The sequence below is a fragment of the Pectobacterium jejuense genome (assembly GCF_026800125.1).
Lineage (GTDB): Bacteria > Pseudomonadota > Gammaproteobacteria > Enterobacterales > Enterobacteriaceae > Pectobacterium > Pectobacterium jejuense.
The window spans coordinates 177,139-201,759 of record NZ_JAPQKX010000005.1 but is presented as its reverse complement, the minus strand read 5'-3'; the positions used below and the strand labels follow the sequence as shown (position 1 = coordinate 201,759).

Sequence of the window (24,621 nt, the reverse complement as noted above, 5' to 3'; positions counted from 1 at the left end):
CATGCCAGCCATCAGGTTATCGACAGAAGAACTGGTATATGGCTACCAACAGGGGCAGGGCTTTTTTTCACCGCTGAATCTGTGCTGTCAGGAAGGGGAAATTACGGCGATTCTGGGCGCGAATGGCAGAGGGAAAACGACGCTGCTGAATACGCTGATGGGGCATTTATCGCCGCTTTCTGGGACGATCCAGCGCGATGGACACATTGGCTTTGTGCCGCAGATATTCACACCGCCGTTTTCTTATAGCGTTCTGGATATGGTGCTGATGGGGCGTGCGGCACGTGTTCGGCTGTTTGCCATGCCTTCTGCGCATGACATCACCGTAGCTCAGAATGCGCTAACTATGCTGGGAATCGCCTCCCTTGCCGAGTGTGAGTTTAGCGCGTTGTCCGGCGGGCAGCGGCAACTTGTCTTAATCGCGCGTGCGTTAGCCTCGGAGTGTCAGACGCTGATTCTGGACGAGCCGACGGCGGCACTTGATGTGCAAAATCAGGTGCAGGTGCTGCGGTTATTGACGCATCTGGCTAAAACGCAGTGCCTGAGCATCCTGCTAACCACGCACGATCCCTCGCATGCGCTGGCCATTGCCGATCGGGCGCTGCTGCTGATGGGCAATCAACACTATCTTTATGGCCGCTGTGATGAGGTTGTGACGGAGGATAACCTGTCGCAGCTGTATGGTATTCCGATGCGACGGGTGTGCGTGGACATCGCGCCACAGCCGTATTATACGCTGATACCGATATTGACCATGACGGAGTCACCATGATCGATCCCCTTCGCCTGTATGCAGCGGGCAGCCTGCGCCTCGCATTTGCTCCGTTGTTGGCGACGTTCAGCGAACGCTATGCGGTAGACGTGATACCGACTTTTGGCCCGGCTGGGCTACTGAGTGAAAAAGTGGTGCACGGAGACGCGGTGGATATTTTCGCCTCGGCAAACTGTGCGCATCCTTTACGCTTGAAAGCGCTGGGGCTGGCGGAAGAAACCAGCGTGTTTACGCGCAACCACCTTTGTATTGTGATGCGCAACGTACCGGAACTCACCACGCAATCCTGGCTGATGGCGCTCCTTGATCCACGTTTTGTGCTTTCAACCTCAACGCCCGGCAGCGATCCCGGTGGGGATTATGCGTTTGAGCTCTTTGATCGCATCGAACGTCTGCATCGAGGCTGGGGAAATCAGTTGCGCGACAGAGCGAAACCGCTGGTGGGCGGCGGGCTCGATCATGCCATTCCTGCTGGCATGACGGCGGGAAGTTATCTGATTCGGACTGGACAGAGTGATATGCACATTGGCTATGCCAGCTATCTGCCGTTATTGCTCAATCAACCTGATCTGCATGTGGTCCATTTACCCGATCCCTATCGTATTGATGCCGAATACATGCTGGCTGTCATGAAGCCGGCCCGACGTGAGGCGCGGCTGCTAGCAAACTACCTTTTATCACCGGAAGGACAAGGCTTTCTGGTGAACAAAGGATTTGCCTCGCGGTTTTAGTCGCAGAACAGGAGGTAAATCGGTCAACGATGGCGAACTCTGCTATGATTGCGGCATATCTGCGCCGCTTTTAGCACGGCGTCACCTTTCGTTATCTCGTCCTTGGTAGAGTAATCACTGTGAGTACAACCTCTTTTTCTTCCCTCGCGCTGCCCGCAGAGCAGTTATCCAATCTTAATGAACTGGGCTATACCGACATGACACCCGTTCAGGCGGCGACGCTGCCAGCCGTTCTGAGCGGCGCAGACGTGCGGGCCAAGGCGAAAACCGGTAGCGGTAAAACGGCGGCATTCGGCATTGGGCTGCTGGATCGTATCGTCGTGAGCGACTTTACCACGCAGGCGCTGGTGCTGTGCCCGACGCGCGAACTGGCCGATCAGGTCAGCAAAGAGCTGCGCCGCCTGGCTCGTTTTGCACAAAACATTAAGATTCTGACACTGTGCGGTGGTCAGCCGATGGGGCAGCAGCTCGATTCGCTGGTTCACGCACCGCACATTGTTGTCGGGACGCCGGGACGTATTCAGGACCATTTACGCAAGCAGTCGCTGTCTCTGGATAGCCTGAAGGTACTGGTGCTGGATGAAGCGGATCGCATGCTGGATATGGGCTTCACTGACGCCATTGATGATGTGATTTCCTACACGCCGTCCGATCGTCAAACCCTGTTATTTTCCGCTACGTATCCAGAAGAGATCGAACAGATCAGCGCGCGCGTTCAGCGTCAGCCACAGCGTTTTGAGATCGCAGATGATGTAGAAGAGTCGGCTATTGAACAACGTTTCTATGAGACGACAAAAGATCAGCGCCTGCCGCTGTTGATTGCCATTTTGGGCCATTATCAGCCTGCGTCCTGCGTGGTGTTCTGTAACACAAAGCGTGACTGCCAGAGTGTATTTGACGCGCTGGACATGCGCGGGATTAGCGTATCCGCGCTGCATGGCGATCTGGAACAGCGCGATCGCGATCAGGTTCTGGTGCGTTTTGCTAACCGCAGCTGCCGTGTGCTGGTGGCAACCGATGTTGCCGCTCGCGGCCTCGATATCAAAGAGCTGGAGCTGGTGGTGAATTTTGAGCTGGCTTTCGACCCTGAAGTCCACGTTCACCGCATTGGCAGAACGGGCCGCGCGGGGACGAAAGGTCTGGCAGTCAGCCTGTGTACACCCCAGGAAATGAACCGCGCTAATCTGATTGAAGACTATCTCGGTATGCGAATTACATGGACATCAGCGGATGAGGTTGGTCGCAGTGGTGAGGTTGCGCTTGAACCTGAGATGATGACGCTGTGCATTGATGGTGGCAGAAAAGCCAAAATCCGTCCCGGCGATATCCTCGGGGCGTTAACCGGTGATGCAGGATTAACGGCAGAGGAAGTGGGGAAAATTGATATGTTCCCGATGCATGCTTATGTCGCTATCCGTAAAGCTAGCGCTAAGCGCGCGTTGCAGCAGCTTCAGAAAGGCAAAATCAAAGGAAAAAGCTGCAAGGCCAGATTGTTAAAGTAACCGGTGGCTGATATACCAGACAGAAGGGGCCGGGTAACTGACAGGAGTGTTAAGGGCGGATGCAGACAACAGAAATCGAGCGGCGGCTAACGGAAGTGAGCCAGCAGCTAACGATGGTGCTGGTGCCGGGATTGCGGGACAGCGATGACGAACACTGGCAAAGCCATTGGGAACGGCGTTTCCCTCACTGGCACCGTATACGCCAGCGGGAATGGTATCAGGCCGATCTGGATCGTTGGGTGTTGGCGATCCGCCGTGAGCTTAGCGTCTGTACACAGCCCGTGATTCTGATCGGCCACAGCTTTGGCGCACTGGCTTCCTGTCATGTTGTGCAGCAGGGTCAGGAAGGGATCGCCGGCGTGATGCTGGTGGCTCCTGCTGAGCCGATGCGCTTTGAGATTGACGATCGCATCCAGGCTACACCGCTGTCGGTTCCGACGCTGACATTTGCCAGTCATAACGATCCGCTGATGAGCTTCACTCGCGCCCAATATTGGGCGCATGCGTGGGACAGTGAACTGGTTGATGTCGGTGAGGCGGGGCACATTAATGCAGAAGCGGGATTTGGTCCCTGGGAATATGGTCTGACAAGATTAGCTGAGTTTTCAGAAACGCTCATTGAGACTCGTTAATCGGCCAGTTTCCATCAAGTAGTCATATTACATTATTAAGATAACGTTATATTTTTCTTTAATGCCAGGGCAATGAATATAGTTGTCTTGGCATCTATTTTTTTATTAAGCCAGCTCTTCCTGATCGCCTGAACCATGCAGCATTTCCTGAATCTGCTGATAAACTTCGGCAGCAGACAAATTGCTATATGATGTTTTGCTCTCAAAATGTAATACCTGTTCACCACCGGAACTATGAAGTGCGCCCATGAGTGCCAGATCTTCTTGTGTGATGCGCTGTCCGGTAAAGGCATCGAACATTTCAGAATTACCATCTGGGTACTTAACCACGGAAATGAGCTTGCCGTTGTATAAAGGAATACCCGTCATCGCCAGCGAGTATTCGGTAGCGGCTTTCTGCTGTGCCTTAATCTGTTCAGGTGGAGGAGCATCTTTCTCTTCAGCGGCACGCTTCTTTTGAGAAGACAGCGTGACTTTGGTGCTCTCGTTCGAGCCCGGCATATTTTGAGAGTCGGAGTTTGTTGATGTGTCGGTTTTATTCCCCGGGCTGATAGCTGCAACGACAGTCGGGTTAGCCGCCGCGCCAATCGGAGGCATGGTTGCCGGGGTAGTCGTATTCACGAGTTGAATATCTGGAATCACCACAGTATAACTCCTTCTTATATCTATTTAGTGCTGGTAATGGTTTTACCAGTGAGTTACTTCAGTGTGTTAAAACCACATACGTTAATACCGAAATGGTTGAAATTGAGGTCACCAACACAAGCAGAATAATTATCTTCCTTGGAAGACGAATCAGTCTGCTAGAGATAATTTCCTACTATTCAACACTATGACGTTAACGAAATGGGTCAGTGAGAACACGGTTAATGTAAAACAGTATTTATGCCAAACACTATTTATGCAAAATGCAATTGCATTAAAAAACACCCTATCGTAAAAGGTATCGGCTGTTTTTTCTGCTTCATTAATATCCAAAATGCATAAGATTTAACTTTTTGATTACCAATCGTGCGAGCTTATGTGACCAAACCTCTCCATTTTTAAAAAACAGAAAACTATCAGGGTATTAGCGTGATGTAGTGATAGCCCTTACCTCATATGTGCTCTACAAGCGCGGGGGAACGCGATACACTGTTTTCCCTGTCTTTTCCTCTGTTAAGAAGCGCTATGCCTAGCATTAAACTGACGGTTAACTATTTGTATCGGCAATCCGGTGAAACGCGTGAAGCCTCACAGGCAACGGCTCGCGTTTTTGTTGGTGATGAGCTCGTCGCCACCGAGGTGATTACCGGGATGACGGAAAGCCCAGTCGAGAAATATTTGCACCACTCAGGGCGAGAAGCGCAGTCCGTACGTGTCGAATGGGACTGCGAAGACACAACCGCCATGACGGTGTCTGAGGTGGAAATCTGTCCCTGCTGCCACCATGATTAGCCTGATAGGCTAAGCCGTTTTTGAACGATTCGGCTTCATGATTGACACGCTAAAAACACAATGCAAGTGGCAGACAAACCACCGTATAGGCAGCTTGAAGTATGACGGGTAGACAAGGTGAATGTATGAGAGCAGCGGTATCAACCTTAATAGCCTGTGGACTATTGACGGCTGCATGGGGAGCACAAGCCGGCTGGTATGTCGTGAGCAATTACGAAGGCCACATTGGGCCTTATCCGGTGCATTTTTCATTGCAGAAATACAGTATTGACCAGGATAAGAATCTGCTTGGGAGCTATTTTTACGATAAATACAGAGCGCCGATCCCTCTGTATGGACGGCTCTCGGAAACGTCGCTTGAAATCTGCGAAATCCATACCCCGCAGGACTATGATAAATATATCGTTCAGGGCGTTAAGTCCGGCATCGATATGACCCGCTGCCCGTTTAAATTGACCGAGGTGGGGGAAGAGCTCCGCGGCGAGTGGTCAAACGGAAAGGCGCGTTATGATGTTAGCCTACGGCGTGTGGCATCCTTTGATGATAGCGAGCAGCCCGCCAAAGTCGAAGGGCAGGTCGATATTCCATTCTGGGGGCAAACGGCGACTCACAGTTTTGTCGGCGTGTATCAAAACAGTGATACAGGGATGGTTGTTGAGGGAATCAAGGCGATTAACAAGAAAAGCGGCAATGTCGACCAGCTTCTCCAGCCTGATTTTCAACAATGCCAGTTTGGCTTTTTCATGACTCCGGTTTATATGAATATTGAAAATGGCGGAGATAATCGCAGCATCCTGCTGAACTGCTATTCCCACGGCGGAGGCGATATTCTGCTGGAATACCGTTTTGATGCCGCAAGCCAGCGTTATGGTGTGGTCGGTGAGTAAAAATGCTAACGGATCAGGAGCGTTAGCGATTTTTTTTATATAAATTTTCTGCATTATTTTGCAGGCTAAATATATTGGTGTTCATTGTTGGAAATAAATGATTTTTATTTCCACTCCTTTCTTGTTAAAAATAATCCCGCCTTCATTTTTTTTATCAATATTACGTTTTATCTTCATTGTAACTGCAAGGGTACAAGTCCATAAAAGGGCTATTTTCTGCTAAAGGAGTGAAAATGCTTTCAGGAAAGAAAACGATCATGGCGATATCCATATTATGTGTCGCTTTTTCTGCGCATGCGGATAATTTCTCTAAGTTGGATCAAGCGCTACCGTCAGGTATTAATGCGCTTGCGATTGCGCCGGTATTTGATTTCGACAGTGATGGTTGTTTGCCCAGTGCCGGGTTTAGCCGAGGCGGGGTACAAAACGGGGGCTTGAAACCAACAGGAAGTCTGACGGGTGGGTGCCGATGGGGTAATTTTCTCGAATCGTCAAATACATTGCACCGATATGCCTGTGTTGATTCCGGTGGTGCTCGCTATTGTGGTAGCTTCTATGCGCTCTATTTCTTAAAAGATCAGGTGTTGGGCGGTTTGAACACGGGTCATCGACATGACTGGGAGCATGTTGCCATCTGGACTAAAAACGGCGCGGTAACACACGGCAGCTTCAGCGCGCACGGCAAATTGACGACGGAGGCTGCAGCGAATATTGATAAGCAAGGCGGTCGCCTGAAATTCGTCTACCACAAAGACGGTGTGTTAACGCACGCTTTCCGATTTGCCAAAGCGAATGAACAAGCAGAAAACCCTTACGGCAACTTTGTGACGCCGGATATTGTCAGCTGGTATGCGATGTCGGGTGACGGTATCAGTAACGAAGAGCTGCGTAACCGATTAAATGCGTTTGACTACGGTTCCGCTTCGATTCCGCTTAAAGACAGTAACTTCCTGACTAACCTGAATAATGGTCGACCGGCCGGTTATCCAGAATTTACGGCTGCCAGTCTAACCGCGTCGAAATAATTATCATAAGAGAGGTATAGTTAGATATACCTCTCTCTACTTTCGTATTTCCTGTCGAACGCTTTCCGATATATGAAGATTTTTATATTGATTTTGATAATAATCAGGGGCGAACTGTCCTTGGAATGATGTCCACCTAATCACACTACCCGTTATATTACGGCATTCAGCGTGCATCGTCCGTTCAGGAAAATATAAGTTTCACCTTTTTATTCCGGTGATATGGGCATTTTTATACTGTGATGCGCTTAGCTTTTTGTTCGCTTCTCGTCGAACTTTTCACGGCAATATTCATCATTGATGTCGTCCACGATCACAAGTGCCGTTAGTGCAACATTGCGGAGGGTTTCAAGTTCGGTTGAATCATCGCAACTGGTCATTAGATCAATAATTCCACGGAGCATGGTCAGTTTTACTTCGATCCCTTTCTTCACTTACCTGCCTCCTGTTCCAGCGATTTGCAGGCTTGCGCATGGATATCGCTGACGACACCGATAGGCGCAGTGAGTTGAGAGGAAAGAACTATAGAGGGGTGAGTCATTTACTATCTCCTGTAGGGGGTTGCGGTCTACAGGAGAATTGTGTCAATGCTAAGTCGCTGGTGGGGTAATCTTACAAAGAGAAAATGCAATATTACGATTTATTCTATTTCGGACAGCCAGTTTTCGATGGTGACTCCGCTAGGGCAGTAAAGGCTTTTTGCCTCCAGATCGATTCTAATTTGTGCCATCTTTCCATCGATATGCTTTCTTGGATTTTCAGCGACATCCGCGCCATACATCACCGTGAGGAGATTTTTAATAAACTTGGCTTGAGCATTTTCAGTTTTCTTTGACTGTTTTGGTGTTTTTGTCACTGGAGTCGCATTGAGCACTTCAACTAACTTATCCAGGTTGGCCGTTCGGGCAACAAAATAGATATCATCTGGCACGGATGGCGCGGGGATATATCTCATGTGGGCATCTGCATCCCACATGCTAATCGTGCTGAGGTTTTTGAATATGTCGATAATGCTATTGAAGGCTGGATGATTGGCATCCCCGGCGGCTTCCGCGGCTCGGTAAAGCTCCTCAATCTCATCGTCAATATCGATAAAATGCTGGAGCTGGTAAAGACCCGATGGGCCAGCAGAGATGGTTACACCTCGAATGAGGTCTTGCTTTCTTGATGGCTTGGGAAGTCCAAGGCTCTTACAGTATTGTTCTTCAGCAAATAAGCGCTCAATACCTAATAGCGGCGTGTCTTGGACCCCACTCAGGCTTGTTATCTCATTGCTTGTTGCGATAGCAAAGTCTATTTCACGGTCTGGGGAGAATGATTCACCGATATACACCCCCCAGTTTTCACGCACATAGACTTCCACATTCGTCGCGGTTTCAGCCATTTTTACTCTTTTTACTTCAACCTTTTTGGCGATCTTCGGTGACTGTAGATTTACTGATAAAATCAGATGCCCATCCAGAGCAAATCGTAAAATATCTGTTATAGCCACTTGCTCATTAATTTTTCTTTCGAGGTATTTCGCTGACTCGTCGAGACTGAGCCATTTCCGTAAATTGTTCAACTTTGACAAAGGTGTTCCCCGTTACCTTCCCCCCTATTTTTCAACTGGCGCCAACCGACGAGGTATCGGCTTTTGGAACGACCCTAGATGCCAGTTTAGCTATTCTATCATGCAGTTACTGCTTGGCATTACTTGATGTTTGTTTCCCCAAATAAACTAGGAGTGTATTTTCGCCGTTCTTTTGGGCGCTTATCGAGTTGGCATACTATTAAGATATTTCCCAGTATCCATGCGGATATTAGGCGTGGTTGCTGGTGCAGCGAATAGAGCGTTTATCAAGGTGGGCAAGCTGGGTGTCAATCTATGCGATATAGGCATCGCGGAAGTCGTGCCGGGAGTAGCAATGACCTTATCTGGCGGCACACACTCAGTGTGCCGCTACAAAAAATATCCTGCTGGATAAGAGATGGGGATGTGTTAATGCCATTCAGCGTTTGCTGGTTGTTCGAATTTGTACTGTGAACAGGATGGAAATCACCACGAAACCGACTGCCGCGTATAACACGGTGGTATAACCCCAATGTAGGTAGAGTGCACCAAAAAGCGTATTCCCGATAAAGACGGCTAAATAGGTAACCGCACTGTTAAGCCCCATGATTGCACCGCGTTTCGACGTATCGGTTGTGTTTAATCCGGTGATCAGTAAATTGACGCACAGGTGGTTAGCGGTGCCAAGAAAAAGCATCAGAACGCAGATAACGGGCAGGTTATTTCCTGACAGGGCGAAAGCGAGGTACACTGCGGCTACCGTAAGGAATGAGGCTGGCATAGCCACTTTGGGATTCACTTTGCTTATCGTCAAATCCAGAAAAGCCGCTGAGCCAAAACCGATACCGTAGCAAAGCGCAATCAGGCCGTTGGCACTGAGCGGCTGATGCAGTTCATGATAGATATAGTCCCCCAGGTAGCCGTAAACCCCATAAAAGGCGGTCATGAACCCGCCACATGCGGCCAATAGCGGTTTCACGCCGGGCACACTCAGTGCTGCAAGCGGCGATGATGAGATTCGCGTGACGTTTTCATCTTGGTTACTCAGACGAGAAAGGATGACGATAGCCAAAACGGCAAGTACACCGATCCCCAGATAAACGACACGCCAGTGAAACTGTTCTGCCAGAATCGACGCGAGTGAAACGCCAGCGACAAGGCTCAGCGTCCAGCCGGTAAGAACGACGCCCGTTGTTTTACTTTCCAACCCTTTGGGAGCGATAGCCGCGGCGGTGGTATAAATCGCCGGAATCGCCACGCCGGATGCAATGCCGGCAATGAGCTGGCTGGCTACCAGCCATTCGACGGAAGAGGCACAAGCGCTGGAAAGTAAGGCGACGACCAGTAGGATCATCGCGTTCTTCAACATCTTAAAGGCACCGAATCGATCGATGTATCGTGCCAGAAACAGGGCGCTTAGCGCCGTTCCCAGGCCAAATGCGGCTGAGGCCAGCATGACTGACTGCGCGATACTCTTAAATGATGTGGCGATCTCGGGAGCGATGGGGCCCAAGAGTAACGAATTTGATCCAATCACGCCGATACAGAACGTCAGGACATAGGTCGCGCCAGGAACACGAAGCGTGCGCGAATTGGCATGACATTCGGCATGTTGATGTTGTGACATTGAAATTTCACTTTTTGCTTAATATGATTCGGAGAAAATACTATTAACCAAACAGTATTAGTTTTAAATAAGGAATAAGAGAATGAAAATAAATAAAGATGACATTAAGCCAAAAGTCATTCCAACACGGGATATTGATGCCACTGACCGAAGATTATTAAGGGAACTGGTTGAAGATGCCACGCTGAGCTATGCCGAACTGGGGGAAAAAGTTGCACTTTCGGCTCCTGCCGTGCATGAACGGGTGAAACGGCTTCGGCGCGACGGCGTGATACGGAAAACGGCTGCGCTGCTCGATCCTGTGGCGATAAAAAAGAATCTTCTGGCATTTGTGCACGTTGACACCAGTGGCTGGGGCGTTTCATCCGAACTGATGGAGATCACGCAAAATTCTGATGTTGAAGAAGTGCATTCGGTTGCTGGCGATACTGCTATGATCCTCAAGATTCGCACCGAAGATGCGCAGTCGCTGGAAAAACTTCTGTTTCAGCTTTATGCGGTGCCTGGCGTCAGCTCAACACGCTCTTATGTTGTGCTGTCTACCTATCTTGAGCGCTCCGTTCAGCCGAGCGATAGCTGATTAGCCGAAGGTTGGCTCGTCCTGGTTGGGTAAACTGGGCGAGGGATTTATATTCAGGCCATTGCTAAGATAGTAGGCAATAGCCTGAAGTAATATCGGTGTGACTATCACCCTTCGTCTGGATTTAAACTTGATACTTGTTCACTCATCGTTGCATTATGGCAGCGATAAGCATGAATCTGTTCTTTAAGTGAAAGAGTATTCGTCTCTAAGGATTCGGCATTGCCGCATTTTTTATTTCTTTCCTTAACCCATGTTGCTTGAGAGGCGTGGAATTTACTCTTTATGTCTTCAGGTGCGTCTTCCAATATTCCATAGACGTCGGTGAAAAAGAAAAGATATTGTTCCTTTTCACTTTCAAGCGTTTTCTCTTGTGCGGTCTTTGTGATTTTTTCGGCGTTTTCACTGAGCCAGGCTACGGCATAAATTGCTCTGGATAGGGCATCATAGGATTTTTTTTCTACTTTTATTTCCTTTTCATGTTCAAGAATACTGAGGTCGTAGGCAAAGGACGGAATGACGATGTTGTTATCGCTGAGTCTATTATTTTTGCTTTCGCCTGTTTTGGTAAAAATGTTATTGCTAATTTTACCCATTTCATCTTTTGTATACAAAATTTCATCTTTATTAAGAATGATGTCGATGATCTCTTGTCTAACGGGGATTTCAACCCGAAGGCTACATGAGAATGCTTTTCCCCAGCGTGGCTGAGTTGAGATTTTAGAATAAATCACGTTTACTGTATCAACAGACTGAGAAGGGGACTTATAGAACATTTCTTTTGCACGGTCGGCAAACGTTTTTTTCACGGCTTCAACCGCGTTGGGATCGCTGCATTGAAAGTCGTCCTTGGCATACGCTGACGTACAAGTAAGGATAATTCCAATCATAACATAGAGGAGCTGTTTCATTTTTTGTCCTTGTTTTCAGTCAATCCAAGCTGCACCAGCCTTTCCCTCGTCATCTGCTCTTGGCAGGTATAAATTTTTGCCCGATCTTCCATTGAGCGGTTGTTATTCGCGATAGTTTCTATTGCACCGCATTTTTTATTTTTGTTTTTTATCCACTGCCGTGCATCCTCTTTCAGTTGCCCTTTAATATAATCGGGCAGGTTACTCCAGTAAATATTTAGCGCACTATCAGCCTCTCTGAATTCGACAATAGCTTTAATATATTTAAAACGTGGTGATTGTGCTTCCAGCCTTGCTGCATTTTCTTGTAACCAAGCCAAGCCATAAAGTGTGCGTGAGACTGACTCATCGTGTGGATACATAATATTGGTTTCTTGCTGATTATCAGCAATATGAACATTATAATAAACACGGTCTAATGCGATGTATTCATCGCCTTTTTTGTGTAGGTAAAGATTGGAACGGTAAATGCTTTTTGCTTTAGGATCTCCATTCTCCAGAATAGGATAGTACTTTAAAAAATTTGCCACATCGGATGGGATTTTTATCTTGGCCTTGCCAAAGCAGCTTAGATTATTTTTTGTTTTAAGTTTTGTGATAATGATGTCATATTCAAATTCAATTTTTCTAATTGTCTCTAAAGATACACGGTCGCTGATGGGCTGTGCTTTCTCTTGATCTTCTTTGATTAACGACTGAATAACAAGTGGACTACGACACACAAGATTATTTGCGTTAACATAGTGTGATGAAAGTATTATCAACAATAGCGATTTTATTATGATTTTTATCATTTTCAATTCCATTGAAATCATGTCAGCAGGACGCGCAGATTCGTTTATCTGAAGATGAGTAGGCGTTGGCACTGACCATCTTATAGCCGCCATTTATATTTGAGAATTGATAGATATAGGTTAGCTCACCTGCTTCTTGTTCAAGGTCTGGTGTCTCTTGGTTAATGAGTTTTGTGACTAGCCCTTTGAGGCCAGGAGGAGACACGATGTCCATCTGGATATTAATGATGGCTGATGACAGCGTATAGTAATTCATGACGAAGACCGATCCTGCATCCGTGTAGGATTTTTCAAAATATTTTTCTGACGGCGGGAGATTTTTTATTTCTTGCAGAAATGAAATAAAGGCCGATTTTCCATTTGAACCATTGAAGATAAAGCTGGCGTCAGATTCCAGTTTTGGCATTATTTCGTTGTTTTTATAACTTATTTTATCTTTTTTAGCTATATTTACACCATAGCTAGCGGGAATAAAATAGGAATTAGTGAGTTCAATAAATTGATTGTAATCCTTCTGTGACAATTTACTCTTTTGCAACACCTTGGTGAAATCTGTCACAAAAGTGGGGAAGTCTTGCGCATGTGCCGCGCTGGAGAGAAAAATAAAAGGTAAAATGACGCTTTTTATATAACTCCGTTTCATAATAAACACGCATTCCTTACAAATAGTGAATAAATCCTTTTGATATTATAAGGTTATTCATGGTGGTGCGTATATATTCTTTGTCATTCACATTGTTGTTGATGTTCTACAGACGATCTTTTCTGCTGCGTTTCATCTTTACTGCACCATCAGCACTATCAACGACCTTAAAACCTACGCGTTGGTAGAGGGTTATTGCTCTATTGCCGTTCAAAACACTCAGCGTCACGGGGACGTTGGCTTCGTCCGCCTGCTGCAAAAATGTGTTTAATAGCCACGCCGCGATACCTTGTCCCTGATAGGCTGGCAAAATCTGGATTTGTATAATGGTCCACTCATTGGCGCCTTTGTGCCGTTTGAATAACCCAATACGTTCAGATCCTATCAGCACAATATACGCGTCGTTATAATGATATTTGATTCGCTGCCAATGCGCCGAATCATCAGCAATAACGCCGGCTCTGTAAAGGTGCTCGTCCATCGTTGCACGGCGAAGTTTGAACAGGAACTGTTCATCTTCCGGCGTAGCTGGACGAAGCGTGGTATTGCGCCACTCCATATAGCCTCCGTATCGTGAGATGAACGTTGTGTGAGTATTCCCCTCTATATTGACAAAATCAGGTAAGTACCATGAAATGATTTTCAGGAATACATATAAATCAAGGAAATAAGTATGAGGTATTTAGGTTTAACGCTGGTTTGTTGCGCGGTTCTTTTCTCGCCATTTTCCCTTGCCGTCGATGTGTCTAAGGTTTATGGCAGAATTCAAATTGTTGATTCGTTTCCAGACTATAGAGTGCAGATTGTCAGCGCGCACGAACACCTAAGAGTACAAGAAGTTACTGCGTTCGCTAACCGAGCAGGGGAATGGGAAATTGTTGATAATTTTCCTGATTTCAAGATTCAGATTGTCGACGTTCACCCTGACTTCAAAGTTAGACTCGTCGATCATTTTCCCGGCCCAAGCCGACGACGATAAGTGCCTTTCTTATGCAGGTAACCCTCAAACGCCTGCATATTGCCCATCGCTTCACTTCCTGCCGCTGGCGCTCACATCACTATTTCTTGTTGCCTTGTGCCTGTACCAACAAAGACACGCAGATGTTGGTACGACATCGTCGTTTGTAGCACGAAAAATTACATCATTTTTTAAGTCAAAGAAATAGCGTAGTTTTTGCTGGTTTCAGCAGCAAAAAAATGCGGAAAAGCTGAAATTCTTTTTAATGATTTCAGTTGGTATCGGAATGCACAAGCCCAGTAACGGCGCGGGCTGGCAGGTTGGTTTGTAGAAAAATAAAACTGAAAAAATTTTATGATCCGAGAACCGCAGGCGCGTGCGGTGTAGTGCTGATTTCGTCGTTTACATCTTTATATGTAAATGGTAGAACTAACGATAGGCTGCATTGAAATATAAAAATCCGTTTTGGCAAGGAGCTATAGATGATCTCTTTTGGTGTAGGGTCGTATTCTTTTTATTTAAATGATAAAGCCAAAGATAAGGTAATAACTGTTGGCGATTTTATCGATGAACTTAGGAGCGTTTTAGAGAATATTCAAACTTTAGATGGATTAGATATTTATTTCGATAATTCCCTTGAAAGAGAGTTGTTAACTTATCATTCTATTGATGATGGAAGCCGAAAAACTAATCCTTTAATGCCATCATTTGATGTTAGCTTCGAACTGTCAATTTCGAAAAGATTACAAGAGTCGATAATTAAAAGTAGGGTCGGTTATTATATAGAGGAACACCTCCCTGATAGTTTTAGAATTCATATTAAATATGTATATCATAGCAGCGTTACTTTCATTGAACTGATTAATAGTGAAAAAGAATACAAACCTTCAGACGCTATTATGATGATAAGAGAGTATTTAAAATCCGAGTTCAATAAAATAAATACTTATATCTCATTTGAATGCATCGGGCCATCGCCTTTCCATGCTAATTTCTACCTGAGTGCAGGTGAAATAGATACGCCTGTTGACGTGATAAAAAATCATGTTCTGGGATATGATGAAATTGAAATAAAATATAATCCTAATGAATTTTCAAGTGATGCAGAAGCATTTCATTATGTGATGTTTGGTATGTCGCATGAGCTTGATTACTTTTATATGTTGGTTGATAATAACAACTATCATGGTTTCCAATGGGATTGTCTACAAACGAATTTAGATGAGTTGAACGGTTTATTTAAAAATAAAAAAGGACTGTTAGGTTATTTTGATAAAAAAACATTAATCTCAAATCTTTTGCTATCAATCTGGGCTTTTAATGGAGGTAAAGTAGAAAAAGATAGATCTATGAAATACTATTATGTTGAATTGTATAATGGAAGTTATTCTTACCTAAAAGAATATATTGATAAGGAAATAAGTCAATCTTCTGAATTCCCGATAAAGGATACAAGGGAATTGGTACAGTTTTATGAAGCTAAAAACTCTAAATTATTTGAAATGACAATCACTTTTTTGACAGGTATAGTTGGTGGGGTCGTGGGCTCATTAGTTACATTACTATCCACAAAATGATCGGGATATATTTGATTTCAGGTATTGATGCTTAATCTTTTTCTATAAAGTATCAGTATTTTTTCTTCTATTATAAATATATTTATAGTGGTCCTAATTTCCAGGGATGGAATTATTATCAACATGCAGCAATCTGGGTTTCAATCGATGCACTGTTAAATCCGTGCTCATGCAAAATTGTACTCATTGTGTGCCGGAATCCGTGGCCAGTAAGCCTGCCATGATAATTCAGCATAGTTATTATTTTATTAATAGCGGAGTCGCTTATTAACTTTCTGGTGTCATTTAGGCCAAGGAAAACTAGTTAATTTTATCCCGTAAGCACTTTCAGTTCTTTCTCAATTAGTATCTCTCTTTGTTCCGTACCCGCAAACCGATAGCGGAAGAGCCACTTTTTTATCAGTAAAGAAGCGCCGTTGCCGCCATTGAGTGTGTATAGCTTCTACAAGATTTTATGGTATTAGCTAAGACAATGAATTGATGTTTTTTTGTTGTTTTTAAAGGATTTTTTAGACTTTCGGAGAGCATATAAGAGGGCGTTATGGTGTCCCCAGCAGGAATCGAACCTGCAACTAGCCCTTAGGAGGGGCTCGTTATATCCATTTAACTATGGAGACGTGAAGCCCGGCTATTATACGCATTTTTGCTCTGAGAATAAGCACTTAACGGCGCGTTTGCTCAAAGTGTCGTCAATCAGCGTTTCTGCTGATGTTCTTTTTCCTCATTCTCATACGCCTTTTGACGTTTACCGTGCGATGAACGACTCATGTCGTTGCGGATTTGCGCATGGCTGATGAGTGCGAAAATAAAGGTACCGCCGATGATATTCCCCGCCAGCGTGGGCAGTGCAAATGGCCAAATGAAATCCTGCCAGGGGATGTGGCCAATGAACACCAGATAGAAAATCTCTGAGGCACCGGCCACGATGTGGGTGAGGTTACTGAAAGCAATCATCCAGGTCATGATGATGATAATCCACAGCTTGGCGGAGTAAGCGCGAGGCAGCATCCAAACCATAGTGGCAATAATCCAGCCAGAGACGACGGCATTGGCGAACATCTCCGTTGGTGAGTGCTTCATGACCTTCATGGCGATGTCGACCAAAGCCACCCGCGTTTCGCCATCAAAAACGGGCATGTAGGTAAAGGCGAGGGCGGCCAAGGCTGTGCCGATCAGGTTGCCAGCCAGCACGACGAACCATAGTCGACCGAGCAGGTAGAAATTGCTGCGCGTGGGCTTATGCATGATGGGAAGTACGGCCGTGACCGTGTTTTCGGTGAACAGCTGCTGGCGTGCCATGATGACAATCACAAAGCCGATGGTGTAACCAAAACACTCCAGCAGAAAGCCGCCGGGCACGCCAACCAGATGGTTGTGGAGCATACCGACCGCCATGAATGAGGTTCCCATGGAGATCCCTGCCGCAATCGCCGACCACAGTAAGGCCATTGCATCGCGTTCCAGCTCCTTTTGCCCTTCCTGACGAATCTCTTCATGGATCGCAGCGGCGGGGGAAGGCAAGTGATCCTCGTCTATATCGATCGTTTTTCCCTGCGTGCTTTCCTCACTCTCTACCGCTACATCCTTTTCTTTCTCTTGCCGGATTTGTCTGGATTCTGAAGGTGGATGCATAGTGATTCTCTCGACGAGTGGGCCGGTTGTTGTCTGGCTAACGGTACTGACGTTGAGGGGCAATCACCGATAGCCCCGATGATAAGCGTAGTCAGTTTTTACAACATGGGATGGCACGGCGTGACTCACTGGTTTAGGCTGGCGGTGCTATGCTGTGAGGAGAAACTAGCGAATACCGTACTGTCGCCCACGCTGGAGCGCGTGTCGCAACGATGTGGCGTGTTATCCCCATAAGAAAAATGGCAAACCTCTGAAAATGCAGTAATGCGTAAGCCAACGTAGCGATGGAGCGATAAAATGTTACACTGTTGGCCGATATCCCGTCCTTGTCGCTCAGCCTGATAGGCTGGGGCTGATACTGAGAATACCCATTTTCGGTCGCGGGTATAGCACACTATAAATCAGGGAGAACAGATATGAATTACCGCCTGAGTGGGGTGGTGTTTGCCAGCGTGTTATTGATCGGCTGCGCCAGTTCCGGGGATCGAGCTCAAGAAGGACGTTCTGATCCGCTTGAAGGCTTTAACCGTACTATGTTCAGCTTTAACTATGACGTTCTGGATCCTTATCTGGTGCGTCCTGCGGCTGTGGCCTGGCGCGATTATGTGCCGACGCCGGCGCGTAACGGACTTGGGAACTTCTTCAGCAACCTGGAAGAACCTGCAACGATGGTGAACTACTTCGTTGAAGGCAAGCCGTATAAAGCGATGATTCACTTTAACCGCTTTTTCCTGAATACCTTGCTCGGGATGGGCGGCCTGATTGACGTGGCCTCGATGGCGAATCCGAAACTGGCGAAAGAAGAGTCTCGCCGCTTTGGTAGCACATTGGGTCATTATGACGTGGGCTACGGGCCTTATCTTGTGGTACCCGGCTACGGCAGCGTGACACCTCGTGAAGACGGCGGTGGCGTAGTGGATACGCTGTATCCGATGCTGAGCTATCTGACGTTCTGGATGTCCGCGGGTAAATGGGCTATCGAAGGGATAGAAACGCGCGCACAGCTGTTGGATTCCGACGGGCTACTGCGTAACTCTTCCGATCCATACCTGATGGTGCGTGAAGCCTACTTCCAGCGGCATGATTTCCTTGCCAGTGATGGGCAACTTACCCCGCAGAAGAACCCGAATGCGGCAGCGATTGAAGACTCGCTCGACGAAATTGACTCAGCGAAATAGTGTTGCGAAGTCTCGTTCATTTCACAGGCACCTGCGGGTGCCTTTTGCTTTTATAAAACACTGCTAAACTTACTTTTACCATGATGATTCTGTGGTTTGTTTCTTAAAAGTTATTGCTTTGTTGTCCATTTATTTACTTACTAAAATTTATTTCCTACCGTCAGATAACAATAATGTTACGTCGTTAACCGCTACCGATGCCCATCATGGTTGAAATGTGTCTGCACGCTGATTTTTTTGTTAGCAAGGTGATTAACAAAAAGGTCATAAGAATGATGCCTTTTACGGATGATGGCGTGGTCGTCTGTTAATGAATGCCCGGAGTTCTATTTACCTGCACTTATAAAAATAGAGATATAAGCATGAAAAAACTACTTGCCATGTTCTTCTGCCTCAGCGTGGTGGTTAACGCCCCACTGGTGATGGCTGAAGATGCTAAAACGACAGAGAAGACAACGGATGTGGTACTGATCGGCGGGGGCATTATGAGCTCTACGCTGGGCGTGTATTTACAGGAGCTGCAACCAGACTGGTCTATCGACATGGTTGAGCGGATGGATAACGTAGCGGAAGAGAGCTCGAACGGCTGGAATAATGCTGGTACGGGTCACTCTGCTTTCATGGAGCTCAACTACACGCCGGATAATCCTAACGGCCCAATCAACATCAGCAAAGCGTTGGAAATTACCGAAGCGTTTGAAGTCTCCCGCCAGTTTTGGTCCTATCAGGTGAAAAACGGCGTGCTGAACAATCCGCACTCCTTCATTAACAGCGTGCCGCACATCAGCTTTGTCTGGGGTGACGAGAACACCGCCTTCCTGAAACATCGTTATGACGCGATGCAGCACAGCACGCTGTACCGTGGCATGGAGTTCTCTGACGATCCTAATACGATCAAAGAGTGGGCACCGTTGGTGATGGAAGGTCGCGATCCGGCGCAGAAGATTGCGGCGACTCGTATGCCTATCGGTACCGACGTGAACTACGGTGAAATTACGCGTCAGCTGGTTGGCGCGATGAAAACCAAGTCCAACTTCGCGCTGCACCTGAATTCAGAAGTGCGTGATATCAAGCGTAATGCGGATAACACCTGGAGCGTGACTTACGCCGATCTGAAGAACGGCGAGAAAGAAAGCGTGATTAAGGCGAAGTTTGTCTTTATCGGTGCGGGTGGGGCGGCACTGCCGCTGCTGCAGAAATCCGGTATTCCTGAGGCCGATCTGTACGGTGGCTTCCCGGTTGGTGGCGAATTCCTGGTGACAGAAAACCCGGAAATCGTGAAGCGCCACATGGCTAAAGTTTACGGTAAAGCCTCCGTTGGTGCGCCACCGATGTCCGTTCCTCATCTGGATACCCGTATTTTTGACGGTAAGCCTGTCTTGCTGTTTGGGCCGTTTGCTACGTTCTCCAGCAAATTCCTGAAAAACGGTTCGCTGTGGGATCTGATCGGTTCCGTGACGTTCTCCAACGTGATGCCGATGACGCACGTCGGTCTGGATAACTTCGATCTGGTGAAGTATCTGGTGGGTCAGGTCATGATGGATGATGACGATCGTTTCGCCGCGCTGCAGGAATACTTCCCGAACGCGAAGAAAGAAGACTGGAGACTGGCGATTGCTGGTCAGCGCGTTCAGGTTATCAAGAAAGATGATGACAAAGGCGGCGTGCTGAAGCTGGGTACGGAGATTGTCAGTTCGCAGGATGGTTCGATTGCCGCGCTGCTGGGTGCCTCTCCGGGTGCGTCTACTGCCGCGCCGATTATGCTGAGCCTGCTGGAAAAAGTGTTTAAAGATAAAGTCGCTACGCCAGAATGGCAGGGCAAGCTGAAAGAGATCGTTCCATCTTATGGTCAGAAGCTGGACGGTAATATTGAAATGACCAATAAAATCCGCAGCTACACCAGCAGCACGCTGGGCCTGGACTATATTGAGGTTAAGCCTGAGTAATCGGGGTTAGCTGGAAGTTACGATGTCAGGCCGCGAAAGCGGCCTTTTTTGTGTCTTCAAGTCCAATGTGAACTAGCGATCGTCGGTGTTGAGTCCAGGGATCCTGGAAAACGCTTCTGCAATGAAGTCCATGAATACAATGGCTCGCTTCGGTAGCAGACGATTGGCGACATAAAGAAACTGAATTGGCACTGGCGGTGCTTCGTAGTCGCAAAGTACCTGACACAGCCTGCCGCTCTGTAATCCATCCTCGTATAACCACTTGGGGCCGCTGGCGATACCAAGGCCGGCGATGACTGCTTCCTGTACGGCCTGGGGGGAGTTGACTCGGAATCGCCCCGAAACGTTGATCTCGGTATTTCGAAAATGCCATGTATTACCCGTGTTTAACAGCGAGTACAGAATGCAGTCATGATCGCGCAGATCTTCTGGTGTTTGCGGTATGCCACGACGACTCAGATAGTCGATCGAGGCTACATACACGCGTGTGAAAAGGCCAATCCGGCGCGCACGTAGTGCACTGTCGGAAGGATGGCCGATTCGGATAGCTAACTCGGCACCTTCTTCCACCAGATCGACGAAACGATCGCTCAGTTGCAAATCCAGCGATAACCCTGGGTAGCGGGCTAGAAAAGCGGGTATTTGTGGCATAAGAAAGGCATGAGCCATTGCGGTTGGGCAGGCCACTCGCAGGAGTCCAGTGGGCTCCGTCTCATCGCTCAAGGATGACTCCGATTCTGCAACCGCATCGAGAATTCGGCTGGCATCTGCGTAGTACCGCTCGCCCTCGGGCGTCAGCACAAGTTGGCGTGTTGTCCGCTGAAGTAGTCTGACGCCCAGATGTTCTTCTAAGGCGGCAACGTATCGACTTACGTTAGGTTGCCCCATATTCAGGTCGCGTGCTGCCGCAGAAAAACTGCCTGTTTCGACAGTCCGTTTAAAACAGGTCATGAGCAGAAAACGATCCACGTGAAGATGCCTCAATTAATGCAGTAATGGAATAAATCATATGCGAAATTGGGATCTTATCATCATTTATGCATACACATATGATTAGCGATGTCCCCGGCAGCACATTGCTGCATCCCGCTATGATTATCAGGAGTTTCCTATGTCTCGCTTACACAACAAACGTACCCTTATCACCGGAGGCACCTCCGGCATTGGGCTGGAAACCGCAAAGCAGTTTCTCGCTGAAGGGGCTCGCGTCATCGTTACCGGGGTCAACCCCGATTCTATTGCCGCAGCAAAAGCCGAGCTTGGCAGCGAGGTGCTGGTGTTGCGTGCCGATTCGGCTAGCGTGAGTGCACAGAAGGAACTGGCGCAAGCCGTGGAAGCCCATTACGGAAAAGTTGATGCTGTCTTTCTCAACGCGGGTGTTTCCGTTTGGCAACCGATTGAGGAATGGACGGAGGAGATGTTTGATCGCTCCTTTGACATCAACGTCAAGGGGCCGTACTTCCTGATCCAGTCGTTGCTGCCCGTGTTCGCCAGCCCTGCTTCGGTCGTGCTCAACACGTCGATTAGTGCGCATGTAGGATCGGCTCGTTCCTCGGTTTATTCTGCGACCAAAGCGGCCTTCCTTAGCCTGTCAAAGACGCTGTCGAGCGAACTGATGGCGCGTGGTATTCGCATCAACGCGGTTAGCCCAGGGCCAATCGATACCCCGCTGTATGACAAACTTGGTATCCCCGATACCTATCGCAAACAGGTCAACGAGGAGATCGTCAAAAGCATTCCTTCAGGCCGATTCGGCACGGCGGAGGAGATTGCCAAGGCGGTGTTGTACCTGGCTTCAGATGAGTCCCGATGGACCATCGGTAGTGAGATTGTCGTGGATGGCGGGCGTCTCTTGAACGACTGATCCGACATTATGATGTTCGTGAATTGTCCATCATTAGCTAATCACTACGCCAGTAAGAAAGAGACAAATGCCTTGTGATGAGCAATAAAAAAAGCAGGTAAGTTACCTTACCTGCTTTATCACGTTCTGACTGGTAGCAATGAGAACGTGTGCTTTATTTATAAACTCGTACGTTACTTAGAACGCATAGTTAAAGTTCACGCCGTACAGCCAGGCTTTACCTTTGGAGCTGAAAGTGTAACTTGGCGAACCCGCTCTATCAGAGATAGGTTCGCTGATATCAACTTGCTTGCCATGCATGTAGGACACGCCAACATCCACAGACGCGTCTTTATTAAAGGCGTAGGTGGTACCTGCGCTCAACCAGAAACGATCCTGATCCGGGATGGAGATCGAACGTTTGTCGGCCGGTACTGGGCTGTCGTCAAACGCGATACCGCCGCGGAACGTCCAGTTATCGTCATGATAGTAGGTGGTGCCGAGTGCGATACGGTACGCGTCACGGAAGCTTTCATCTTTATGGAACAGAGTCTGACCGTTGTTGCCCGTTGCTTTCAGCTCCTGGAACTGGCTCCAACTGGTATAGGTCAGGCTGTAGTGTACCGCCCACTTCGGCGCCACGCGATGGTAGGCCGACGCTTCCCACATTTCCGGCAGATTCAGCGTCAGCTTGCCAGGGATCGTTGCGCCACCAGTACCGTTCAATGCTGTTACTGCTGTTGGGAGGTTGTTGCTGTAATCGCCGTTAAAATCGATATCGACTTTTGAACGATAAGTCAGGCCGAAGCGATTATTTTCATCGACTTCATAAAGGATACCCGCATTCCAACCGTAACCCCATTCCTTACCTTCCAGACGAGCTATTTCTGAGGAGGGACCAGCGACTACCCCTTGTAATCCACCAGCAGCGGTAGGTACGTTTGCCAATTCACCTGCTCGACGAACAATCTTGGCATCAGCATAGACGGCGTTGACCCCTAAACCAAAGCTAAAATGCTGGTTCAAGCGATAGGCGGCGCTCAGATTCAGGTTTGATGTCAGCAGGTCGGTCTGTCCACCAATGGAACCTGCGGCATAGTTATCATTGAATTCCGTTGCTAAGCCATAGTTGGTGGTAGCGGAAGCACCAACCGCCCACTGTTCATTCAGCGGCATGATGAAGTGTAGGTTCGGCACCCAGGCGTGCGGCGCAATATTTTTGGCGCTGGTATTCTGCCCAGTCAGGGAGTTTTTCCCCTGAACATCGATATCCGGGTTGATATAAGTGACACCACCGGAGAACGACGGACGGTCAAACATGGTCATGGTCGCCGGGTTACGACTACCTGAGGTCGCATTATCGGCTACGGCACCTTCACCAGAAAACGCGCGTCCCAGACCAGATGATGAGTATTCATTTAGCTGGAAACCAGCTGCGGACACATTTGCTGAAAACAGGGCCACCGCAACAGCAATTGTGGATTGTTTGAACAGGTTTTTCTGGTTCATGACCAAAACCTCTTTATATGCTTGTTATTTAACTTTGTTACACGAGGTAACAAGGGACGCGCATTGTAGGGGGCGCACTCAGCCTGACAAAGCAGACCAGTTGCCAAAGTATAAGTTGGGAATACGACAATGTTGCGCTCGTGTATTAAAAATATTTCTAAAATGATGCAAAATTTAGACCTGCTTAACGTTTTGGTTAATTTGTGTGAAGAGATATTACTCGGTCTTTACTGCCTTATAACACCGTAATGTGATTGATATCACTAAAATTACTGGTCAGCATGAAGTGCTGGCACTGCTTCGGGATGAGGGAGTAAAATATAAGGAAGATAAAAATATTTGAACTGGATCATATCTCCCGCGTTTTAAGAGGAAAGTAGCATGACGAACGTAATCAACAAATGCAGTGCTGAAGAAACCGCAGCCTGCTGCTGTGTCGATGTTGGCACAATTATGGATAACACGGATTGCACGGCGTCTTACAGCAACGTTTTCGGCGATCGTGCTGAGGCGGAAGCGGCACTGGCCGCCTTGACGGAAAAAGCGCGTGCGGTAGAGTCTGAACCTTGCGAAATCGCCAGCACGCTGGAAGACGTAGACGGCGGCGTTAAATTGGACATCGATTTTACATTCAGCTGCCAGGCTGAAACGATGATTTTCCAGCTCGGCCTGCGTTAAGCCTTCCTTCTGGCAGGCATTGCGTTATCGCATCGCCTGCCTGATTCGCTTTATTTCCTTTCGTTGTTTCTATCCACCACTGTCGGTGGTGTCGTCACTTATCCATTCTCCCAATGCGCATGTTAATCGGCCATAGAATCTGTCTGGGTGTTGTCGGCGTTTCCCAGATCGTCGCGATGTCTTCATAAAAACGGTGCAGCATTTCGT

26 protein-coding genes, 1 tRNA gene and 1 pseudogene are annotated in these 24,621 nt (G+C 47.6%); 15 read left to right on the top strand and 13 right to left on the bottom strand.

Translation table 11 applies throughout. The features are described 5' to 3' along the window. The first annotated feature begins 1 nt into the window (after position 1). From NXT09_RS11325 to NXT09_RS11310, 4 genes are all read left to right on the top strand, one after another. Positions 2–772: an ABC transporter ATP-binding protein gene (locus NXT09_RS11325; protein ID WP_268579727.1), complete on the top strand. Its 771-nt coding sequence runs from the start codon at positions 2–4 to the stop codon at positions 770–772. Continuing rightward, positions 769–1,503, top strand: coding sequence for a molybdate ABC transporter substrate-binding protein (locus NXT09_RS11320; RefSeq protein WP_268579726.1), 735 nt, complete (start codon positions 769–771; stop codon positions 1,501–1,503). Before NXT09_RS11325 ends, NXT09_RS11320 begins: the two co-directional genes overlap by 4 nt. A gap of 119 nt (positions 1,504–1,622) precedes the next feature. Beyond that, positions 1,623–3,005, top strand: coding sequence for an ATP-dependent RNA helicase DbpA (gene dbpA, locus NXT09_RS11315; protein WP_268579725.1), 1,383 nt, complete (start codon positions 1,623–1,625; stop codon positions 3,003–3,005). A 59-nt stretch (positions 3,006–3,064) separates the two neighbouring features. Continuing rightward, entirely contained in the window at positions 3,065–3,637 is a 573-nt protein-coding gene (locus NXT09_RS11310; RefSeq protein ID WP_205549968.1) for an alpha/beta hydrolase, read from the top strand. Positions 3,638–3,742: 105 nt separating this feature from the next. Here the strand turns inward: NXT09_RS11310 and NXT09_RS11305 are convergent, their stop codons facing one another. Next, positions 3,743–4,282: a hypothetical protein gene (locus tag NXT09_RS11305; protein WP_268579724.1), complete on the bottom strand. Its 540-nt coding sequence runs from the start codon at positions 4,280–4,282 to the stop codon at positions 3,743–3,745. A gap of 525 nt (positions 4,283–4,807) precedes the next feature. Here NXT09_RS11305 and NXT09_RS11300 point away from each other — a divergent pair. The 3 genes from NXT09_RS11300 to NXT09_RS11290 all read left to right on the top strand — a co-directional run bounded on the left by NXT09_RS11300 (position 4,808) and on the right by NXT09_RS11290 (position 6,986). Continuing rightward, positions 4,808–5,074: a hypothetical protein gene (locus NXT09_RS11300; RefSeq protein WP_268579723.1), complete on the top strand. Its 267-nt coding sequence runs from the start codon at positions 4,808–4,810 to the stop codon at positions 5,072–5,074. Between the two features lie 125 nt (positions 5,075–5,199). Further along, the gene (locus NXT09_RS11295; protein WP_268579722.1) at positions 5,200–5,961 is read left to right on the top strand and encodes a hypothetical protein; all 762 of its coding nucleotides are present in this window, start codon (positions 5,200–5,202) and stop codon (positions 5,959–5,961) included. Between the two features lie 233 nt (positions 5,962–6,194). Beyond that, positions 6,195–6,986 carry an NPP1 family protein gene (locus NXT09_RS11290; RefSeq protein WP_039484274.1) on the top strand — a complete coding sequence of 264 codons (792 nt, stop codon included), beginning with the start codon at positions 6,195–6,197 and terminating at the stop codon, positions 6,984–6,986. Positions 6,987–7,234: 248 nt separating this feature from the next. On the opposite strand, the gene NXT09_RS11285 is transcribed toward NXT09_RS11290, so the two are convergent. The 3 genes from NXT09_RS11285 to NXT09_RS11275 all read right to left on the bottom strand — a co-directional run bounded on the left by NXT09_RS11285 (position 7,235) and on the right by NXT09_RS11275 (position 10,165). Beyond that, positions 7,235–7,420: a hypothetical protein gene (locus NXT09_RS11285; protein WP_268579721.1), complete on the bottom strand. Its 186-nt coding sequence runs from the start codon at positions 7,418–7,420 to the stop codon at positions 7,235–7,237. 206 nt (positions 7,421–7,626) lie between these two features. Continuing rightward, on the bottom strand, positions 7,627–8,559 hold the full coding sequence (locus NXT09_RS11280; protein ID WP_268579720.1) for a hypothetical protein: 933 nt from the start codon (positions 8,557–8,559) through the stop codon (positions 7,627–7,629). A 418-nt stretch (positions 8,560–8,977) separates the two neighbouring features. Further along, positions 8,978–10,165, bottom strand: a complete 1,188-nt coding sequence (locus NXT09_RS11275) for an MFS transporter (RefSeq protein ID WP_268579719.1) — start codon at positions 10,163–10,165, stop codon at positions 8,978–8,980. 82 nt (positions 10,166–10,247) lie between these two features. Here NXT09_RS11275 and NXT09_RS11270 point away from each other — a divergent pair, with 82 nt between their 5' ends. Next, entirely contained in the window at positions 10,248–10,745 is a 498-nt protein-coding gene (locus tag NXT09_RS11270) for an Lrp/AsnC family transcriptional regulator (RefSeq protein WP_205549955.1), read from the top strand. A gap of 107 nt (positions 10,746–10,852) precedes the next feature. On the opposite strand, the gene NXT09_RS11265 is transcribed toward NXT09_RS11270, so the two are convergent. The 4 genes from NXT09_RS11265 to NXT09_RS11250 all read right to left on the bottom strand — a co-directional run bounded on the left by NXT09_RS11265 (position 10,853) and on the right by NXT09_RS11250 (position 13,652). Continuing rightward, positions 10,853–11,656: a hypothetical protein gene (locus tag NXT09_RS11265; RefSeq protein ID WP_268579718.1), complete on the bottom strand. Its 804-nt coding sequence runs from the start codon at positions 11,654–11,656 to the stop codon at positions 10,853–10,855. Beyond that, positions 11,653–12,450 carry a lysozyme inhibitor LprI family protein gene (locus tag NXT09_RS11260; protein ID WP_205549951.1) on the bottom strand — a complete coding sequence of 266 codons (798 nt, stop codon included), beginning with the start codon at positions 12,448–12,450 and terminating at the stop codon, positions 11,653–11,655. The genes NXT09_RS11265 and NXT09_RS11260 overlap by 4 nt, the downstream gene beginning before the upstream one ends. Before the next feature lie 22 nt (positions 12,451–12,472). Then, a complete protein-coding gene (locus NXT09_RS11255) occupies positions 12,473–13,093 on the bottom strand; it encodes a hypothetical protein (RefSeq protein ID WP_268579717.1) in 621 nt (206 codons plus the stop codon). 106 nt (positions 13,094–13,199) lie between these two features. Further along, positions 13,200–13,652: a GNAT family N-acetyltransferase gene (locus NXT09_RS11250; RefSeq protein WP_268579716.1), complete on the bottom strand. Its 453-nt coding sequence runs from the start codon at positions 13,650–13,652 to the stop codon at positions 13,200–13,202. 114 nt (positions 13,653–13,766) lie between these two features. On the opposite strand from NXT09_RS11250, the gene NXT09_RS11245 reads away from it, so the two are divergent. Both NXT09_RS11245 and NXT09_RS11240 read left to right on the top strand, forming a co-directional pair. After that, a complete protein-coding gene (locus NXT09_RS11245; protein WP_205549947.1) occupies positions 13,767–14,072 on the top strand; it encodes a 7(1) septoil knot domain-containing protein in 306 nt (101 codons plus the stop codon). Between the two features lie 461 nt (positions 14,073–14,533). Beyond that, the gene (locus NXT09_RS11240; RefSeq protein WP_268579715.1) at positions 14,534–15,628 is read left to right on the top strand and encodes a hypothetical protein; all 1,095 of its coding nucleotides are present in this window, start codon (positions 14,534–14,536) and stop codon (positions 15,626–15,628) included. 96 nt (positions 15,629–15,724) lie between these two features. On the opposite strand, the pseudogene NXT09_RS22570 reads toward NXT09_RS11240, so the two are convergent. The 3 genes and pseudogenes from NXT09_RS22570 to NXT09_RS11225 form a co-directional block, all read right to left on the bottom strand. Continuing rightward, positions 15,725–15,932: pseudogene (locus NXT09_RS22570) on the bottom strand (tyrosine-type recombinase/integrase); the annotation flags it as partial. 238 nt (positions 15,933–16,170) lie between these two features. Then, positions 16,171–16,245, bottom strand: a tRNA-Arg gene (locus NXT09_RS11230). 76 nt (positions 16,246–16,321) lie between these two features. Next, entirely contained in the window at positions 16,322–17,260 is a 939-nt protein-coding gene (locus tag NXT09_RS11225) for a formate/nitrite transporter family protein (protein ID WP_268579714.1), read from the bottom strand. Here NXT09_RS11225 and NXT09_RS11220 point away from each other — a divergent pair. The 3 genes from NXT09_RS11220 to mqo all read left to right on the top strand — a co-directional run bounded on the left by NXT09_RS11220 (position 17,255) and on the right by mqo (position 20,384). Beyond that, on the top strand, positions 17,255–17,494 hold the full coding sequence (locus NXT09_RS11220) for a hypothetical protein (RefSeq protein ID WP_268579713.1): 240 nt from the start codon (positions 17,255–17,257) through the stop codon (positions 17,492–17,494). The two genes, NXT09_RS11225 and NXT09_RS11220, sit on opposite strands and share 6 nt — an antisense overlap. 182 nt (positions 17,495–17,676) lie before the next feature. Further along, complete coding sequence (mlaA, locus tag NXT09_RS11215) at positions 17,677–18,438, top strand: phospholipid-binding lipoprotein MlaA (RefSeq protein WP_010298591.1); 762 nt, start codon at positions 17,677–17,679, stop codon at positions 18,436–18,438. A 362-nt stretch (positions 18,439–18,800) separates the two neighbouring features. Next, the gene (gene mqo, locus NXT09_RS11210; RefSeq protein WP_268579712.1) at positions 18,801–20,384 is read left to right on the top strand and encodes a malate dehydrogenase (quinone); all 1,584 of its coding nucleotides are present in this window, start codon (positions 18,801–18,803) and stop codon (positions 20,382–20,384) included. A 72-nt stretch (positions 20,385–20,456) separates the two neighbouring features. Here the strand turns inward: mqo and NXT09_RS11205 are convergent, their stop codons facing one another. After that, positions 20,457–21,353 carry a LysR family transcriptional regulator gene (locus NXT09_RS11205; protein ID WP_268579711.1) on the bottom strand — a complete coding sequence of 299 codons (897 nt, stop codon included), beginning with the start codon at positions 21,351–21,353 and terminating at the stop codon, positions 20,457–20,459. A gap of 142 nt (positions 21,354–21,495) precedes the next feature. Between NXT09_RS11205 and NXT09_RS11200 the strand changes: the two genes are divergently transcribed. Then, positions 21,496–22,248 carry an SDR family oxidoreductase gene (locus NXT09_RS11200; protein WP_240583408.1) on the top strand — a complete coding sequence of 251 codons (753 nt, stop codon included), beginning with the start codon at positions 21,496–21,498 and terminating at the stop codon, positions 22,246–22,248. A 177-nt stretch (positions 22,249–22,425) separates the two neighbouring features. On the opposite strand, the gene fadL is transcribed toward NXT09_RS11200, so the two are convergent. Continuing rightward, a complete protein-coding gene (gene fadL, locus NXT09_RS11195) occupies positions 22,426–23,736 on the bottom strand; it encodes a long-chain fatty acid transporter FadL (RefSeq protein WP_205549935.1) in 1,311 nt (436 codons plus the stop codon). Between the two features lie 381 nt (positions 23,737–24,117). On the opposite strand from fadL, the gene NXT09_RS11190 reads away from it, so the two are divergent. Beyond that, on the top strand, positions 24,118–24,414 hold the full coding sequence (locus NXT09_RS11190) for a YfcZ/YiiS family protein (RefSeq protein WP_182812260.1): 297 nt from the start codon (positions 24,118–24,120) through the stop codon (positions 24,412–24,414). The last annotated feature ends 207 nt before the right edge of the window (positions 24,415–24,621 follow it).